This is a genomic window from Paenibacillus sp. PvR133 (genome assembly GCF_017833155.1).
Taxonomy (GTDB): Bacteria; Bacillota; Bacilli; order Paenibacillales; family Paenibacillaceae; genus Paenibacillus; species Paenibacillus polymyxa_B.
This window is the reverse complement of sequence record NZ_JAFIBS010000001.1, coordinates 4,972,481-4,987,015: the sequence shown is the minus strand read 5'-3', so window position 1 is coordinate 4,987,015 and position 14,535 is coordinate 4,972,481. Positions and strand designations below refer to the sequence as shown.

The 14,535-nt window shown below is 44.4% G+C and carries 15 protein-coding genes; 12 read left to right on the top strand and 3 right to left on the bottom strand.

Going from position 1 to position 14,535, the window contains the following annotated elements; all coding sequences use genetic code 11:
• Window positions 1–169: 169 nt before the first annotated feature.
• The 9 genes from JOE49_RS21905 (at window position 170) to JOE49_RS21865 (ending at window position 9,147) form a co-directional block, all read left to right on the top strand.
• Complete coding sequence (locus JOE49_RS21905; protein WP_023989372.1) at window positions 170–529, top strand: PTS sugar transporter subunit IIA; 360 nt, start codon at window positions 170–172, stop codon at window positions 527–529.
• A complete protein-coding gene (locus JOE49_RS21900) occupies window positions 526–825 on the top strand; it encodes a PTS sugar transporter subunit IIB (protein ID WP_023989371.1) in 300 nt (99 codons plus the stop codon). Before JOE49_RS21905 ends, JOE49_RS21900 begins: the two co-directional genes overlap by 4 nt.
• Window positions 826–869: 44 nt before the next feature.
• The gene (locus JOE49_RS21895; RefSeq protein ID WP_209942807.1) at window positions 870–2,279 is read left to right on the top strand and encodes a glycoside hydrolase family 1 protein; all 1,410 of its coding nucleotides are present in this window, start codon (window positions 870–872) and stop codon (window positions 2,277–2,279) included.
• A gap of 45 nt (window positions 2,280–2,324) precedes the next feature.
• Window positions 2,325–3,629 carry a PTS sugar transporter subunit IIC gene (locus tag JOE49_RS21890; protein ID WP_209942805.1) on the top strand — a complete coding sequence of 435 codons (1,305 nt, stop codon included), beginning with the start codon at window positions 2,325–2,327 and terminating at the stop codon, window positions 3,627–3,629.
• A gap of 71 nt (window positions 3,630–3,700) precedes the next feature.
• The gene (locus JOE49_RS21885; protein WP_209942803.1) at window positions 3,701–4,987 is read left to right on the top strand and encodes a glycoside hydrolase family 140 protein; all 1,287 of its coding nucleotides are present in this window, start codon (window positions 3,701–3,703) and stop codon (window positions 4,985–4,987) included.
• Between the two features lie 123 nt (window positions 4,988–5,110).
• On the top strand, window positions 5,111–5,776 hold the full coding sequence (locus JOE49_RS21880; protein ID WP_160790681.1) for an S-layer homology domain-containing protein: 666 nt from the start codon (window positions 5,111–5,113) through the stop codon (window positions 5,774–5,776).
• Window positions 5,777–6,032: 256 nt separating this feature from the next.
• A complete protein-coding gene (locus JOE49_RS21875) occupies window positions 6,033–6,701 on the top strand; it encodes a uracil-DNA glycosylase (RefSeq protein ID WP_013310967.1) in 669 nt (222 codons plus the stop codon).
• A gap of 16 nt (window positions 6,702–6,717) precedes the next feature.
• On the top strand, window positions 6,718–7,140 hold the full coding sequence (locus JOE49_RS21870; protein ID WP_023989366.1) for a hypothetical protein: 423 nt from the start codon (window positions 6,718–6,720) through the stop codon (window positions 7,138–7,140).
• A gap of 120 nt (window positions 7,141–7,260) precedes the next feature.
• Window positions 7,261–9,147, top strand: a complete 1,887-nt coding sequence (locus tag JOE49_RS21865) for an Ig-like domain-containing protein (RefSeq protein WP_209942800.1) — start codon at window positions 7,261–7,263, stop codon at window positions 9,145–9,147.
• Window positions 9,148–9,216: 69 nt separating this feature from the next.
• On the opposite strand, the gene JOE49_RS21860 is transcribed toward JOE49_RS21865, so the two are convergent.
• Together JOE49_RS21860 and JOE49_RS21855 are read right to left on the bottom strand one after the other, a co-directional pair.
• Complete coding sequence (locus JOE49_RS21860) at window positions 9,217–9,519, bottom strand: hypothetical protein (protein ID WP_013310964.1); 303 nt, start codon at window positions 9,517–9,519, stop codon at window positions 9,217–9,219.
• A 387-nt stretch (window positions 9,520–9,906) separates the two neighbouring features.
• Window positions 9,907–10,101, bottom strand: a complete 195-nt coding sequence (locus JOE49_RS21855; protein WP_013310963.1) for a hypothetical protein — start codon at window positions 10,099–10,101, stop codon at window positions 9,907–9,909.
• A 140-nt stretch (window positions 10,102–10,241) separates the two neighbouring features.
• Here JOE49_RS21855 and JOE49_RS21850 point away from each other — a divergent pair, with 140 nt between their 5' ends.
• On the top strand, window positions 10,242–10,679 hold the full coding sequence (locus JOE49_RS21850; RefSeq protein ID WP_209942798.1) for a NucA/NucB deoxyribonuclease domain-containing protein: 438 nt from the start codon (window positions 10,242–10,244) through the stop codon (window positions 10,677–10,679).
• A 21-nt stretch (window positions 10,680–10,700) separates the two neighbouring features.
• Here JOE49_RS21850 and JOE49_RS21845 read toward each other — a convergent pair whose 3' ends face one another.
• The gene (locus JOE49_RS21845; protein ID WP_209942796.1) at window positions 10,701–10,901 is read right to left on the bottom strand and encodes a hypothetical protein; all 201 of its coding nucleotides are present in this window, start codon (window positions 10,899–10,901) and stop codon (window positions 10,701–10,703) included.
• Window positions 10,902–11,015: 114 nt separating this feature from the next.
• Between JOE49_RS21845 and JOE49_RS21840 the strand changes: the two genes are divergently transcribed.
• Complete coding sequence (locus tag JOE49_RS21840; protein ID WP_209942794.1) at window positions 11,016–12,836, top strand: sensor histidine kinase; 1,821 nt, start codon at window positions 11,016–11,018, stop codon at window positions 12,834–12,836.
• The gene (locus JOE49_RS21835) at window positions 12,811–14,436 is read left to right on the top strand and encodes a response regulator transcription factor (protein WP_023989361.1); all 1,626 of its coding nucleotides are present in this window, start codon (window positions 12,811–12,813) and stop codon (window positions 14,434–14,436) included. The genes JOE49_RS21840 and JOE49_RS21835 overlap by 26 nt, the downstream gene beginning before the upstream one ends.
• Window positions 14,437–14,535: the final 99 nt, after the last annotated feature.

Genomic DNA, 14,535 nt, shown 5'->3' with positions numbered 1-14,535 from the left:
CTGCACGACATCTGCTTGGATTTTGAACAAGCATCGTGCAGAGCTTCTCTATTTTTTTCCATTGTAAGCATTTCCGCTTCTAGTGGAAAAGGGTTGCGTTTAGAAGTCGGCAAGAATCGTATACACTGAATCTGTAAGCTAAAGAGATGAAATGCATGAGGTGAATTCAATGGACGAGTATCAGGAAATCATAATGGGACTTATAACAAATTCGGGTATTGCGAAGAGTAAAGCTATGGAAGCTATCAGCTTTGCCGAGAAGGGTAATGCGGAGCAGGCAGCAGAATGTCTTGAAGAATGCAAGAACGAGCTGGTCCAAGCGCATAAATCGCAGACGCGACTGATCCAGCAGGAAGCGGGTGGGACAGCTCATGAAGTGACACTGCTAATGGTGCATGCACAAGACCATCTCATGTCTGCCATTACGACCAAGGATCTGGCGAGACATATCGTGGAACTTTACAGCAGATTGAACCGTTACGAAGCAACAGTATCCATCACACCATTATCGGGGAGGAATAACCAATGAAACAAATTACGCTTGTATGCGCAGCAGGAATGTCTACAAGTATGTTGGTACAAAAGATGCAGAAGGCTGCACAGGCTCAAAATGTTGAGGTTGAAATCAGAGCTACTTCCGAAAGCTCTTTTAAAGAGTATGCGGACAAAACGGACGTATTGCTGATAGGACCGCAGGTTGGCTACTTGGAAGACGATTTTAAAACCAAATACGAGCCTAAAGGCATCAAGGTAAGCGTAATCGACAGAATGGATTATGGCATGATGAATGGTGAAAAAGTACTTGCCGAAGCCTTAAATCTATAATCGTCTGTACATATAGATCAACACTTTTTCATTGGAGGTGTTAAATGAAATATCATAAATTGAAAGCGTTTGATTCCAATTTTCTATGGGGTGGATCGACCTCGTCCTATCAGTTTGAAGGAGCATGGAACGAGGACGGAAAAGGGCCGTCTGTTATTGACACCCGTCCGCCCCGGGAAGAGATCACTGATTATAAGGTGGCAAGCGATCATTACCATCACTATAAGGAAGACATTGCCTTACTGGCGGAAATGGGCTTTAAGGCTTATCGCTTCTCGGTGGCCTGGACCCGCATTTATCCGCAGGGAACAGGGGAATTGAATCCGAAAGGCATACAGTTTTACAACCATTTAATTGATGAGTTATTAAAATACGGGATCGAACCGATCGTGACCATGTATCATTTTGATCTTCCGGCAGCTTTGGAAAAAGAAGGCGGATGGTCGAACCGTAGTACAATCAACGCATTTGAAACGTATGCGAAGACATTGTTCGAACACTTTGGGGACCGGGTGAAATATTGGTTAACTATTAACGAACAAAACATGATGATTTTGCACGGTTCCGCTTTGGGAACGTTGGACCCGAACCTGAAGAATCCGAAAAAGGAATTGTATCAGCAAAATCATCATATGCTTCTGGCTCAAGCCAGGGCGATGATTCTGTGCAAAGAAATGTTACCTGAAGCTAAAGTGGCACCGGCCCCTAACATCTCGTGCGTATATCCAGCGTCTTCGCGTCCGGAAGATGTGCTGGCGGCTGATAACTTCAACGCAATCCGCAATTGGTTATACCTTGATATGGCGGTGTTTGGCCGTTACAATACGCTGGTCTGGAGATACTTCGAGGAAAAAGGTTATACGCCTGAGATTCAAGAAGGTGATATGAGTATTCTGTCCGCCGCAAAGCCAGACTTTATCGCTTTTAATTATTACAGCTCTGCAACGGTCAAAGCCAGTACCCAGAATTCGGCAGAAAAAGGCGGGATGGGGGATCAGCAAATCTCAGTTGGAGAAGTGGGTGTTTTTGCCGGGAGTGGAAATGAGTACCTGGAACGAACAGAGTTCGGCTGGGGAATTGATCCGGCAGGCTTGCGTGTTACTCTTAGGAAGATCTATGACCGCTATCAGCTACCGCTGATCATTACCGAGAATGGACTGGGGGCTTTTGATTCCTTGGAAGAGGGCGATGTCGTAAGAGATGATTACCGCATCGATTACTTGCGCAAGCATATCAAGCAATGCCAGCTGGCTATTACGGACGGGGTGGAGCTGTTTGGTTATTGTCCTTGGTCCGCAATTGATCTGGTCAGCACCCACCAGGGAGTAAGTAAACGTTACGGATTCGTCTATGTTGACCGGGATGAGTTCAACCTGAGACAATTGCGGCGGATTCGCAAGAACAGCTTCCATTGGTACAAAAATATGATTTCCTCAAATGGAAGCGCTCTCTAGATTATTGTTCAACAGATGAAACTCTAAAACAGGAGTTGAAGGAATATGGCTAACGAAAAAAAACTATCGCATAAATTGCAAAGATACGCTGGGAAAATTCAGCAAAATCGCTATATGAGCGCTATATCAAATGGACTGATGTCCACCCTTCCTTTTTTGATTATTGGAGCATTTTCGACGCTTTTCTCCGCACTTGCCTGGGAGCCTTACCAGAACCTCATCGCACCCATTAAGGGTATTATAGGATTAGGATCGACGATGACAACTGGCATCATCGCCCTCTATGCAGTCTTCTTCATCGCCTACAGACTGGCACAAGCTTTTGACAAGGACCCGCTGGTTCCCGCAGCAACGGCACTGCTCTCGTTTCTTATTTTGACGCCGATCCAAACATTCGATAAAGTCCGGGCGCTTCCACTTCAGTGGCTCGGTGCGCAGGGTTTATTTGTCGCCATGTTGGTTGGCTTGCTCGCTTCCCGATTGTATATCTGGATTGTCGATCGCAACTGGACCATTAAAATGCCCGAAGGAGTACCGCCTACCGTTGTCAAAACATTCTCAGGATTAATTCCGGCGATACTCGTAGCTATGGTATTCGTTATTGTTTCCGGTCTGTTCATGCATACGTCATTCGGTACGGTCCATGAGTTTATTTATACCTATCTGCAAGTGCCACTGGAAGGACTGGGTGGATCACTGGGGGCTATGATTGTCGCCCTCATTATTATGCAGGTGCTCTGGATGTTCGGAATCCACGGCGCAATTGTAACGCTTGCCATCGTCAAACCGATCTGGATGAGTCTGGATCTTGCCAATCTCGACGCTTTCCAGGCGGGAGCTCCGCTACCGAACATTATCGGGCTGGCTTTCTGGTATATTTTCTCAAACTATGCGCCGATGCTGGGCTTCGCTCTCCTGCTGGTCTTCTTGGCCAAGAGTAAGCAATTACGCACGATTGGCAAGCTCGGTCTTCCGGGGACTTTTTTCTCGATTCACGAGCCACTCATTTTCGGAATTCCAGTTGTTTTGAATCCGCTCCTGGCTATTCCGTTTATCGTTGCTCCTATCGTCTGTGCGGTCCTCGGTTATTTTGCGACAACTGCGGGCTTGCTGCCTGCACCCATCGGAATTTACCCGGCATTTGGCACTCCGATTTTTGCTCTGGGCTTTATTGAGGGGAGCTGGAGACTTGCAGCTGCACAGCTTTTGCTCATTCCCGTTTGTATGTTGATTTACTATCCGTTCTTTAGAACGCTTGATAAACAAGCGTTGAACAGGGAACGCGAAGCACAGGAGAAGTTAGAGCAGGAGGGAACGGCTGGAGCCCAAACTAGTATCGTTACTTCATAAATGAGCAATAAAAGGGAAAGCGGCGAACTGTTCGCCGTTTTCTGTCATTACAGCAATAAGGGGGATGCCGTATGATAAAGCTTGGCATAGCGGAGAACAAACGTTACTTTGTCAATGAAGGAGTTCCATTTTTTTATCTGGCCGATACCGTCTGGAGCGCATTTACCAACATCTCACTGGAGGAATGGGCTGATTATCTTGACTACAGAAGTAGCCAGGGGTTTAATGTTCTGCAAATCAATTTGCTGCGCCAGTGGGATGCCAGCGGCAGTGATTTGGATTACGAACCGTTCGTACGGATTGAGGACGGAAGCTACGATTTTTATTCGCTGAATCCAGACTATTTTGACAGGGCGGAGACAATGGTCGAGATGGCGGTGAGCAAGGGATTTGTACCCGCGCTTGTTTTGCTTTGGTGCAATTACATCCCAGATACATGGGCGGCCAAGCTTCGTGATGAGAAAAAGATGCCTCTGGAGGCGGTAGAACCGTATGTGCGTTACGCGGCAGACCGATTCTCAAAGTATCACCCTATCTATATCGTGAGCGGGGATACCGACTTCCCGTCAGAGCGAGCGAACGAGTATTACCGCACCGCACTTCACGTTGTGAAGACGCATAGTCCAGAGTGTTTGACTACTCTGCACATTCAGGGGAGACTGGCGGATCTGCCGGATGAGTTCATTAACGATCCTAATTTGGACTTTTACATGTACCAATCAGGTCACAATTCGCAGTTTCAGTCCAAGGCCTACACCTTGGCGTTGGACTTCTACAACAAGCGGGTAACACGGCCTGTGCTAAACTCGGAACCTTGCTACGAGATGATGGGATACAGCCGGAGAGAATACGGTCGTTTCGGCCGTGCCGACGTGCGTAAAGCTGCATGGCAAAGTCTTTTGTCCGGTGCGGGAGCCGGCGTAACCTACGGAGCACATGGAATATGGAGCTGGCACAAAAAAGGGAAGCGCTTTGGAGTTACCGGGGAAGGTTTTGATAGCCCCTATGAATGGCAGGCTGCCCTTAAATTTGAGGGAGCGTGGGATTATGGATTCGCGAAGTGGCTGTTCCAGATATACGGACTGGTAGATTTGCAGCCTTGGAACATAGTACTTAAGAACACGGAAGAGATTCGAGTTGCCTCAACCAGAGGCTTCGAAAAAATTGCTATTTATGTGCCGGTGAACACGGTCCTGAAGCTAGACGCCGATCTCAGAGAATATGACTTTACGATTATCGACCTGGAATACCGCCGATTTGCAGCAGCTTCGGTAGCGTTTCGGGGCAATGTAACGGTTATTGATATGCATAATTTTGAGGGGGATGTCATCGTGATTGGCGTTAAAGATAAGAATTGAGCGTTCGGGTAATCTTCATCCAAATCTCTGTTAGATTTCGCTTGCAACCTTTCCATCCTGAACTACGTCAAAGAGGTTGTTAATGGCCAGGCGGCCTAATTCAACTACAAGGTGGAACTTGACATGAACATGAGAAAAAGTGCATTTGCAGCCATTACAACTGTAGCCATTTTGTCCTTCTCCGTTGGAGGTCAAATGTCTGCGGCAGACCGTCAATTCAAGGATTTGGACAACGTAAGCGGCAAAGAAAAAATTATATCCCTTAAAGATCAGGGTCTGCTCAAAGGTGCCTCTGACACGCAGTTTCTCCCGTCATCTAAAGTCACCGCTGCCCAGGGCATTCAGTTGATCTCCGGCGGACTCCAGCTCAGTTTGGCCGCTATTGATTTTAATAAGGCGCCACAGGCCAGCGGACTGTTTACCCATGTTAAGGATACTGCATGGTATGCTGAAGCCTTTATCAACGCGCATTATAATGGCGTAGAGATTCCAAAGGATATCGTTCCTTCAAAAACCCTGACTAAGGAAGAGTTCACCCACATGCTGATTCAGGGCATGGAAAAAGCAGGCGTTCTTCCGATGTTTAAAATCGCACCTGCGAATATTGCGGATGAGAGCGAACTGGAGCCTTCTTACCAAGGTAGCATTCAACGCTCGCTAGTCTACAAGGTCAATACCTTGGATGCAAGTGAAAAGTTTCATCCAAAAAGCGAGATTACACGTGCCGAAGCTGCTGTTATGTTATATAATGCATTGGAATACCTGAATGCTCATACAAAATCGTCATAAATACAGCAATAAAGAGCTTTTCTTCTGAGGGAATTAAGCTTTCAGTTACTTGACATCATTATCGTTAATGTTATAATAAGGAAATCGAATTTAGACCTGCGGTAGCTGATTACCGTAAGGATATTTTCCTGGTCCTTCGGCATATAACACAGGTAACGAATAAATAAGCTGGCTCCGGATGAGGAGTTCAGCTTATTTTTTTGGATCAAAAAGCTTACCGTTTTCACAGATCTACATATTGAGAGGAGACAGGGGTATGTTTGGAAATGACTGGGATGATGTACTACGAGAAGAGGTCGAAAAGCCATACTTTAATGAATTAAGGTATACGTTAGCCAGAGAGTACAAGTTACATAAGGTATATCCTCCAAAAGAAGACTTGTTTTCCGCACTTAAATTAACGCCATTTCATCTGACCAAAGCGGTTATATTGGGACAGGATCCATATCATGGAGAGGGACAAGCTCACGGTTTGAGCTTTTCTGTTAGACCTGGTGTGCGAACACCGCCATCTCTACTAAATATATACAAGGAGCTTCGCGATGATATCGGCACTCCCATTCCGAATCAGGGATACCTCGTGCCTTGGGCTGAGCAAGGTGTGCTGCTGCTAAACAACGTGTTAACCGTGCGTGAAGGACAACCGCAATCTCACCAGGGAATAGGTTGGGAACGTTTCACGGATGCTGTCATTGAAGCGATTAATGAACGCGAGCAGCCAGCAGTGTTTATTTTGTGGGGGAGCCATGCTCAGAAAAAAGCAAGCTTCGTGAATACCAGCAAGCATTTGGTGCTGAAATCCGTTCATCCAAGTCCATTGGCGGCTCACAGAGGCTTTTTTGGCAGCAAGCCTTTTTCGCGTACCAATGCATTTTTGCAGGAGCATGGAATGGAGCCTATTCGGTGGGAGATTCCTAACCGCTAGCACTGGAGGTGAGGACATGCGTCAGTGGAAGGGACGTCAGGTCATTTTATATCACGGCAACAACGGTCATACCCAGAAGGTGCGCGGCACGCTTGAAAAATGGGATGATATACGAAAGTGTGTTATTTTAGGCCCGAAAATGCTGGCTATTCCTTTTGAAAATATTACGCATATTACCATGCTTCCTCCGGGGCGTGAACGTAGAAGCCGCCATCCGGCGAAGCTGAACGCTATCGGTTATGTAATGAGCGTTCCGTTACAGTTTGATAATGCCATTCATTTTCAGTCGGCAGTGACGATTTGGAGAGAGGATCAGCTGATTGCTTATAATGTAAAGCTGGTTAGCCACTCGGCACACGATGTAATTCTTGAAGATGGACAAACCTTATCTAAAGAAGAGCATTTGTTTGTAGTAAGGTCACTACGTGGAGAACTTTAACTGTAATTATTCACCTTTTTTTGATGAAGGGTTCAATTTAGTTAGCTGCTAACCGATAAAAGTAATGGGATTGTTAATTATATCCTATTTTATAGAGATGAAACTAAGGGAGAGAAACGAATGGAGCGTATGAAACGTATGAGCAAACGGAGTACCTTCTTACTTGCTTTGCTGATGTTTGTATTTGCAGCATGGCCAGCGGGTTTGATCCGGGCTGAGGAGAGTACGACTTCCACGGTACAGTGGGACAGTCAAAATCCGACTACATTGAATCTGGGTGGAAGCCCCGCTCAATTAAAAGTGTGGTCATTGACAGAAAAGGGCAAAGAAGATGTTACACAAAAAGCAGAATGGATCTCTGGGGATTCAAGCATTTTAAAGGTAGATAAGGGACTCATTACTCCTGTGTCAAAAGGGCAGATTAAGATTGTTGCCACATATGAGCAGCAAACGGTAAGTACAACGATTACAGTAAAATCGCCTTACAGCAAGCTGCAATTAAATCCGTCTAGTCCCATTAATTTGACGATTGGTGGAGAATCAAAGCAATTGACTGCTCAAGGTGTACTTACTGGAGGTGGGACGGAAAATGTATCCGGTGTCGAATGGACTTCTTCGAATGCGGCTGTTGCTACCGTTGAAGACGGTCTGGTTCGTCCACTTGCCAAAGGCGTGACTTACATTAAAGCAAGCAAAGATGAACTCAAAGCACAAACGATTGTGTATGTGCGTTCTTCTTCTCAGGCATTAGTATTGAATGCAACTGGGTCCAAATCGGTCTTTCTGGGTAGCTCTCCAATTCAGGTTAGTGCAACCGATGTCAACCTGACTGGCGGCAAGACAGATGTGACCAACACGGCAGAATGGACTTCCTCCAATCCGTTGGTTGCCACAGTCGAGCAAGGTAAAATCACACCGATGGATGCAGGCAATTCGACGATTACAGCGTCCTATCACGGTTTGAGCAAGACTCTGAAGATTAATGTACTTCCGACGGTTGAAAAACTGGTTTCAAGCAAAGCCAGTCTGACTCTCGAAACAGGAGGCAAAACTTCTCTTCCGAGTATATCTGCTTATTTGGTCAATGGAGCAAAAAAAGCAGTTCAATCCGATGTAAAATGGAGCTTAAGCAGTGAAAGTGCAGTTAAAATAGCAAATGGTAAGCTGATTGCAGTGAACCCAGGCAGTGCAACATTGACAGCAACGGTAGGTGCACTCAAATTGGATATTCCAGTGACTGTGCAATACAAAGTGCTCAAGCTGACCGCTTCTGAGAAAAAATATGTATTGGTTGCAGGCCAAGAAGCAAGTATTCCGACAGTAAAAGCACACATGGCTGGTGGCGGAATCCTGGATGTTACCAATCAGGTAAGCTGGGTAGGTACAACAGCCGCAGTTACAGTAGCAAATGGTAAAGTAAAAGCGGTAAATGGCGGTAACTCTGGAATCAAGGCTATGTATATGAACAAATATGTGAAAGTACCTGTCATTGTGGAAGGAGCCATTTCTACATTGACACCAAGCTTTTCGATTGCTGATATAAATTTGAAAGGAAGTAAGTCCATCAAAGTCATCGGCATCTATACGGATGGTAAAAAAGCTACGCTGAGCAGTAAAGTGAAATGGACATCATCGAATGCTTCCGTAGCGATCGTAAAAGGCTCTTCCATTAAAGCCGTTGGAATTGGAACAGCAACGATTACGGGCACATATCAAGATAAGTCGTTTAACATTGAGATCAAGGTCACACCTAAGCTGCTCAAACTGGTATTAAGCAATAAAAACCTGAAGCTGCCTAAAGGCTCCTCTCAAGTGCTTAGTGTGAATGCAGTTTATGATTCAGGCGCTACTACCAATGTGACAAGCTCAGCGGTATGGACATCTTCCAAACCGTCGATCGTACAGGTTACTAGCGGTCAGGTGAAGGCGATTGATACCGGAAGTTCCAGTATCAAAGTAGTCTATGGTGGTAAGACTGTAGCGACATCGGCCAGAGTGTTAAAATAGTCTACGCATATTGCCACATCCACTTATACAAAATAACCCCCGGTCCAAAGACCGGGGGTTATTTTCAGCTTATTCTACGCCGTCCTGATAATGATTTTTCCAGTGCTTATCGCCTTTGTGTGCGAAGTCTTCAACTGTCTTTTCCAAAGTAGCTACCAGTTGGGCTTTAATCTCAGAAATTGTGTCTCGGAACAGTCTTTCTTCCGTACCATTGATTTTTTCACCATATAGAGCCTGAGCGGCTATAAATTGACGGTGTTGCTCCACAAAACTGTCAATCGAATGCAATGCATGCTCCACGTATTGGGAAATGCTATGATGCTCGTTAGGCAGTTGCAATTTTAATTCATGAACTCTGTTTAATAATGCCATGATGATCACCTCGTGCGTTTTGTTATGTCAATAATTATACATCATTTTCGGAAAACTTTCATTAAATTTTGATTAAAATGTGACTTTTATTATGTTATGATTGCATTTTCACTGGTGATCAGGCCTAATTTTCGGAATTATTTCATTCTTTCCTTTGTGTCGTGATTTTAAAATTTAATATATATGACACGAAGATGATATAAGAGCAAGCTGCGACAGCTGTCTTTCTGACATGTTATAATGGGGGAAAAGCCCAGTAGGAAAGGTTGTCAGTATGGTATGAAGCTTTTTAAAGGTTTATTTTGGGGGATTCTGATCAGTCTTCTCCTGTGGTGTGCCTTGTTTGGGCTTGTCCGCTGGATGTCTCATTAAGTCGCTTCCTGTATCTTATACAATAACTCTTGCGACTGTATCCACGTCATTAACGGAAATCGTATATACGTGTTCGTCATCATAGAGCTTGAATTGCTGAGTTTCTTGGTCAGATAGGAGCTTAGGCCAGCCAATTACGGTACTTCCATTCAGTAATCGGATTACAACGGCTTGCATTTGGCTCACGGCCAGTTTGATCTCATCGTTCATTCGTACAACCTCCTCTCTATACTATTTGTCGTCGAATATTCAACCTTTTTTTATAGTCAGTAAGGGGTTACAAAAAATAAAATCCAGGGATTACCTTAGTTGAAGGCATCTACTGGAATAGCTTGAAGGGAAGAGGGAAATTGAAGAAAAAGTTGCTAAGTTTTATAGCTTTAGTGCTGCTAGCTTTGGGTGCGTATTGGTTTGAAGGAGGCAATCTTCTTACAAAAATGACAGGAGAGAACCCGCCTTCATCGGCTCAGGTTACGCTGCAATTCCCGTCAGGTCGTTACCCTGAAACGGCACAGCATATTAAGGAAGCCATTCAGGCGGGAAAATCACCGGTATGCACAATTGACCGTGAAGGAGCCGAGCAAAATCGCAAGCATTCGCTTGCAGGTGTTCCCACTCGTAAAGGATACGATCGTGATGAATGGCCGATGGCTATGTGCTCAGAAGGTGGCAAAGGTGCAAATATCAAATACATAGCCCCTAAGGATAATCGTGGGGCAGGATCATGGGTCAGTCACCAACTGGATGAGTTTGAGGATGGAACTCGCGTAAAATTTGTCGTCAAATAATAATCTTATGAAATCGTATCGTTACTTTTTTTTCCCCTTAGTAGGCTCCTGTTTGGTCCTAACCAGAGCCACAAAATTATTATCCTTAGCAGGCTCCTGCTTGGCTTTAATCAATGCCAAAAAAGCGAAAAAATCACCCAGTGCAGTGAAGCCGGCACCTAAAATAGCCAAATCTTCAGCGGATAGTTGACTGAACCATTCCATTTGCTTAGTATCAAACATTTTATCACCGCCAACCATTAGTAATGTATAGTATGTACGGACGGCAACGAAGGTCAGGGCTCTGGCATACCATTTAAGTATGCCTGTTTTTTGTGCAGAGGATGTGTAGACAACATGTTAAAATTTAATTTTTATACGAAAATCGTCTCTATCGTTATCGTATTGCTTATTCCTGTGCTAATCCTGTATGTGTATTCGAACCAGACAACGACAGACGTGTTACGTAAGGAACTGAATCAATCTAATTATAATCAGCTGACTTTTTTTCAAAACCAGGTGAATACGAATATTGAAATGATTTCCTCCTGGCCGCATCTGCTGATTCATGATCCCGATGTAGCCAGTTTTCAAGCGATTTTTTTGAAGGACAAGGTTCTCAATCTGGATGGAATTAACCTTGTCAAACGGATTCAAACCAAGCTTGGGCTTCAGGAAAGCTCTTCTAATTGGAGAACCGGGCTAAGTATCTATTCTCCTTCGCTTGGACGGGTTGTATCGGAGAATGGAGCAGGTTTATATGACCAGAAAAAACTAAATCAGCTGATAAAAGACGGCTGGCAGGTATCCAAAAAAAGATCATACGGGAAAGACCAATTTATATTTTCATTGTATACATTATCCCCGTTTTCTTCACTTGGTAATCCAGAAACTGCTAACACGATTATTAAGGTTGAATTTGACAGCAGTAATATTCAGGACATGCTTGACCGCTTCAAAGGTGATGGTCGAAAGGAGCCTTTTTATTATAAAAAAGGCGTAGGAGTGATCTTTAATCGTACTGCAAATGAAGAGCTGTCTGGAAAGCTGATTTCTAAATTGGAAAAAATGGGACTCCATGAAGTTGATAATCTGACTGTGAAAATTGGAGAAGAAAGCTATCTGGTTCATGCCGTTCTTTCGCAAACGACTGGTTGGTATTTGATTGATTACATGCCTTTGTCCGATATGATGTCTCCGATTTACTCATCGAATCGACTGTTTTATATAACTGTTGTTGGCTCGCTGCTGGTAGGATTGATTGGCGCTTACTTGCTTCATTCACAGGTACAGGTGCCGATTCTTCAGCTTGTGCGGGCATTTCGGAGACTAAAGGATGGAGACTATGCTGTTCGACTAAGTCTAAGGGGGAGTCACGAGTTTGCTTTCCTGTCTAGTCAATTTAATCTGATGGTCGAACAGATTCAGGAGCTGTTTGAGAAGGTGTATGTTGAGCAGCTGCATGTTAAGGAAGCGCGACTAAAGCAGCTCCAGTCACAAATCAATCCACATTTTTTTTATAATTGTTTTTCGTTTATTACAAGTATGGCAAAGCTGCGCAATCATGAGGCGGTTGTAGCCATGGCTCATAATTTATCGAGGTATTATCGATATACGACAAGACAGGAGCGGGATTTGGTTCCATTGTCAGAGGAAGTCGAGTTTGTTCAATATTATTTGAACATACAGCAGATGCGTATGCCAAGGCTAACGTTCTTAATTCATGTTTCTTCACAAGCCAGCAATCTACTGATTCCGCCGCTTGTAGTGCAGCCACTGGTGGAAAATGCGGTGCTGCACGGGATAGAGCCTCAAGCGGAGGATGGTATAATTCATATTTTAACCGAGCGTGTTGGCTCGTATATGTACCTGATTGTGGATGATAACGGACTCGGTTTGAGTAGAGAGGCTATAATTGCCCTGACATCAACGCTTGACAAGCCTGTGGAAGAGGATCATGGATACGGTTTGTGGAATGTGCATCAACGCATGCGATTACATTTTGGGGAGGATGCAGGGCTGGAATTCTCTTTGTCTCCATTGGGAGGATTGCGTGCAGTTTTAAAATGGTCGATCTCAACAGAAGGAGAGCATGCGAATGGTTTAATCGAGCCTTCGCCAAATTCGAATATAGTTAAAACGGAGGGTCCAGATGGTTCAGATATTACTAGTAGATGATGAGAGTTATGTAACAGAAAGTCTGGCAGCTACCATTCCGTGGGAGACGCTAGGCATCGAGAGGGTTCATCAAGCGGCTTCCGCATTAGCAGCGGTGGATGTGCTGGAAGCGTACGATATTGATATTCTGGTTACGGATATTCGTATGCCTGGCATGACGGGACTGGAGTTGATTGTTGAGGTAAACGAACGATGGCCACATATCCGAAGTTTGTTACTGACAGGCTATGCCGATTTTGAATATGCTAAAAAAGCGCTCCAGCTTAAGGCTTTTGATTACATTTTAAAGCCGGTGGATGATGAAGAGTTTATCAAATGTGTGTCAGCTGCCATGGATTCGCTAAAGGAAGAATGGGAAGCATTTGACAAGGTTCATCAATTACAATATAGCCGCAGAAACGATTTTGGTGTACTGCGGACCCATTTGATGCATGATTTGCTACTCGGGCGTGATTTGCCAGTACCAAAAATAGAGAGCAAAATGTCTGAGTACGAAATCAAGCTACGCACGGGACATCCTGCCAGTATGCTGCTTATTCAGCTAGGGAAGCATTTTTCTGATATGGACTATCATTCAGTCTCCTTAATTGAGTATGCGATTGGAAATATTGCCGAAGAAGTGTTCGCACCTGATTTTCACGTTTGGCATTGCAAAGCGCCGCATGATTGTTTAATTGTATTAATAGAAGGGAATTGGAATTCATTTCCTGAACGGAGTGCGGATGAGCAGAATCGTTTTTTGAGTGCGGCGATTGAGACCTTTCGAAAAAATGTGAGCAATTACTTGAAAGGGGAAATTTACGTTGCATTAACCGGATGGTTTAAGTTTCCAGAGGAACTGCCTAAGCTATATCAGACAGCAATTAGATCCTTATACTGGAACCATCAGGAGGAGACGGATACACTGCTATTCATAGAAGAACAGACAGAACAGCCACACAGCTCAGTTAAGTCACTGGAGGGGCTTTATATGCACCCTACGCTTACTCATCTGCTAGAGTCCAGGCAATGGGAAGAGGCCGAAGCGAAAGTGAGCCGTGTATTTGGAAAAATGGAAGAGGTGGGATACACACGCGAGCATTTATATGAGCTGTTTATTTCGGTGACGAGCGCCTTTATGTATACAGCGCACAAACAAGGACGTTTCATTACACAGATGGATCAAGTAGGCTTCGATCCGTTACATGCGCAGAAAATGGTTCATTCGTTCCCTCACCTCAAAGAGTGGATACTTTCCATGATGAACAAACTTAAATCTGAATGGTCCGCAAGCGAGCAAAGCGCTAAAAGCTATGTGGTCAAGCAGGTTCAAGAGCTCATCTCCCAGGATAAAGGTCAGGAGCTGTCTGTTAAGACGATTGCCGATCAGGTTTATCTTCATCCAGTCTATCTGTCTAAAATTTATAAAGCTGAAACCGGAGAAGGTTTGGGTGACTATATTATCCGAATGAGAATGGAGCGGGCTCTTTATTTGCTTAAATATTCCAACAAAAAAATATACGAAATTACGACGGAACTGGGCTATCAGAATCCCCAATATTTCAGTAAGATGTTCAAAAAGCATTACGGAATGACTCCGCATGAATTTCGGGACCAGTAAAGATGGGACCAGTAAGGACGAAACCAACAAAGATCAGTTGGGAAAGGTGCAGAAATATTTATTTTGTGACATAGGCTGCGAAGAAAAGCCCTCTTATAA

What these genes read in the sequence shown, in the direction of transcription:
- JOE49_RS21845 (WP_209942796.1), bottom strand. Translation starts at nt 10,901, where the DNA reads ATGTTTGATACTAAGCAAATGGAATGGTTCAGTCAACTATCCGCTGAA.
- JOE49_RS21835 (WP_023989361.1), top strand. Translation starts at nt 12,811, where the DNA reads ATGGTTCAGATATTACTAGTAGATGATGAGAGTTATGTAACAGAAAGT.
- JOE49_RS21855 (WP_013310963.1), bottom strand. Translation starts at nt 10,101, where the DNA reads ATGAACGATGAGATCAAACTGGCCGTGAGCCAAATGCAAGCCGTTGTA.
- JOE49_RS21840 (WP_209942794.1), top strand. Translation starts at nt 11,016, where the DNA reads ATGTTAAAATTTAATTTTTATACGAAAATCGTCTCTATCGTTATCGTA.
- JOE49_RS21890 (WP_209942805.1), top strand. Translation starts at nt 2,325, where the DNA reads ATGGCTAACGAAAAAAAACTATCGCATAAATTGCAAAGATACGCTGGG.
- JOE49_RS21885 (WP_209942803.1), top strand. Translation starts at nt 3,701, where the DNA reads ATGATAAAGCTTGGCATAGCGGAGAACAAACGTTACTTTGTCAATGAA.
- JOE49_RS21860 (WP_013310964.1), bottom strand. Translation starts at nt 9,519, where the DNA reads ATGGCATTATTAAACAGAGTTCATGAATTAAAATTGCAACTGCCTAAC.
- JOE49_RS21895 (WP_209942807.1), top strand. Translation starts at nt 870, where the DNA reads ATGAAATATCATAAATTGAAAGCGTTTGATTCCAATTTTCTATGGGGT.
- JOE49_RS21900 (WP_023989371.1), top strand. Translation starts at nt 526, where the DNA reads ATGAAACAAATTACGCTTGTATGCGCAGCAGGAATGTCTACAAGTATG.
- JOE49_RS21905 (WP_023989372.1), top strand. Translation starts at nt 170, where the DNA reads ATGGACGAGTATCAGGAAATCATAATGGGACTTATAACAAATTCGGGT.
- JOE49_RS21865 (WP_209942800.1), top strand. Translation starts at nt 7,261, where the DNA reads ATGGAGCGTATGAAACGTATGAGCAAACGGAGTACCTTCTTACTTGCT.
- JOE49_RS21870 (WP_023989366.1), top strand. Translation starts at nt 6,718, where the DNA reads ATGCGTCAGTGGAAGGGACGTCAGGTCATTTTATATCACGGCAACAAC.
- JOE49_RS21875 (WP_013310967.1), top strand. Translation starts at nt 6,033, where the DNA reads ATGTTTGGAAATGACTGGGATGATGTACTACGAGAAGAGGTCGAAAAG.
- JOE49_RS21880 (WP_160790681.1), top strand. Translation starts at nt 5,111, where the DNA reads ATGAACATGAGAAAAAGTGCATTTGCAGCCATTACAACTGTAGCCATT.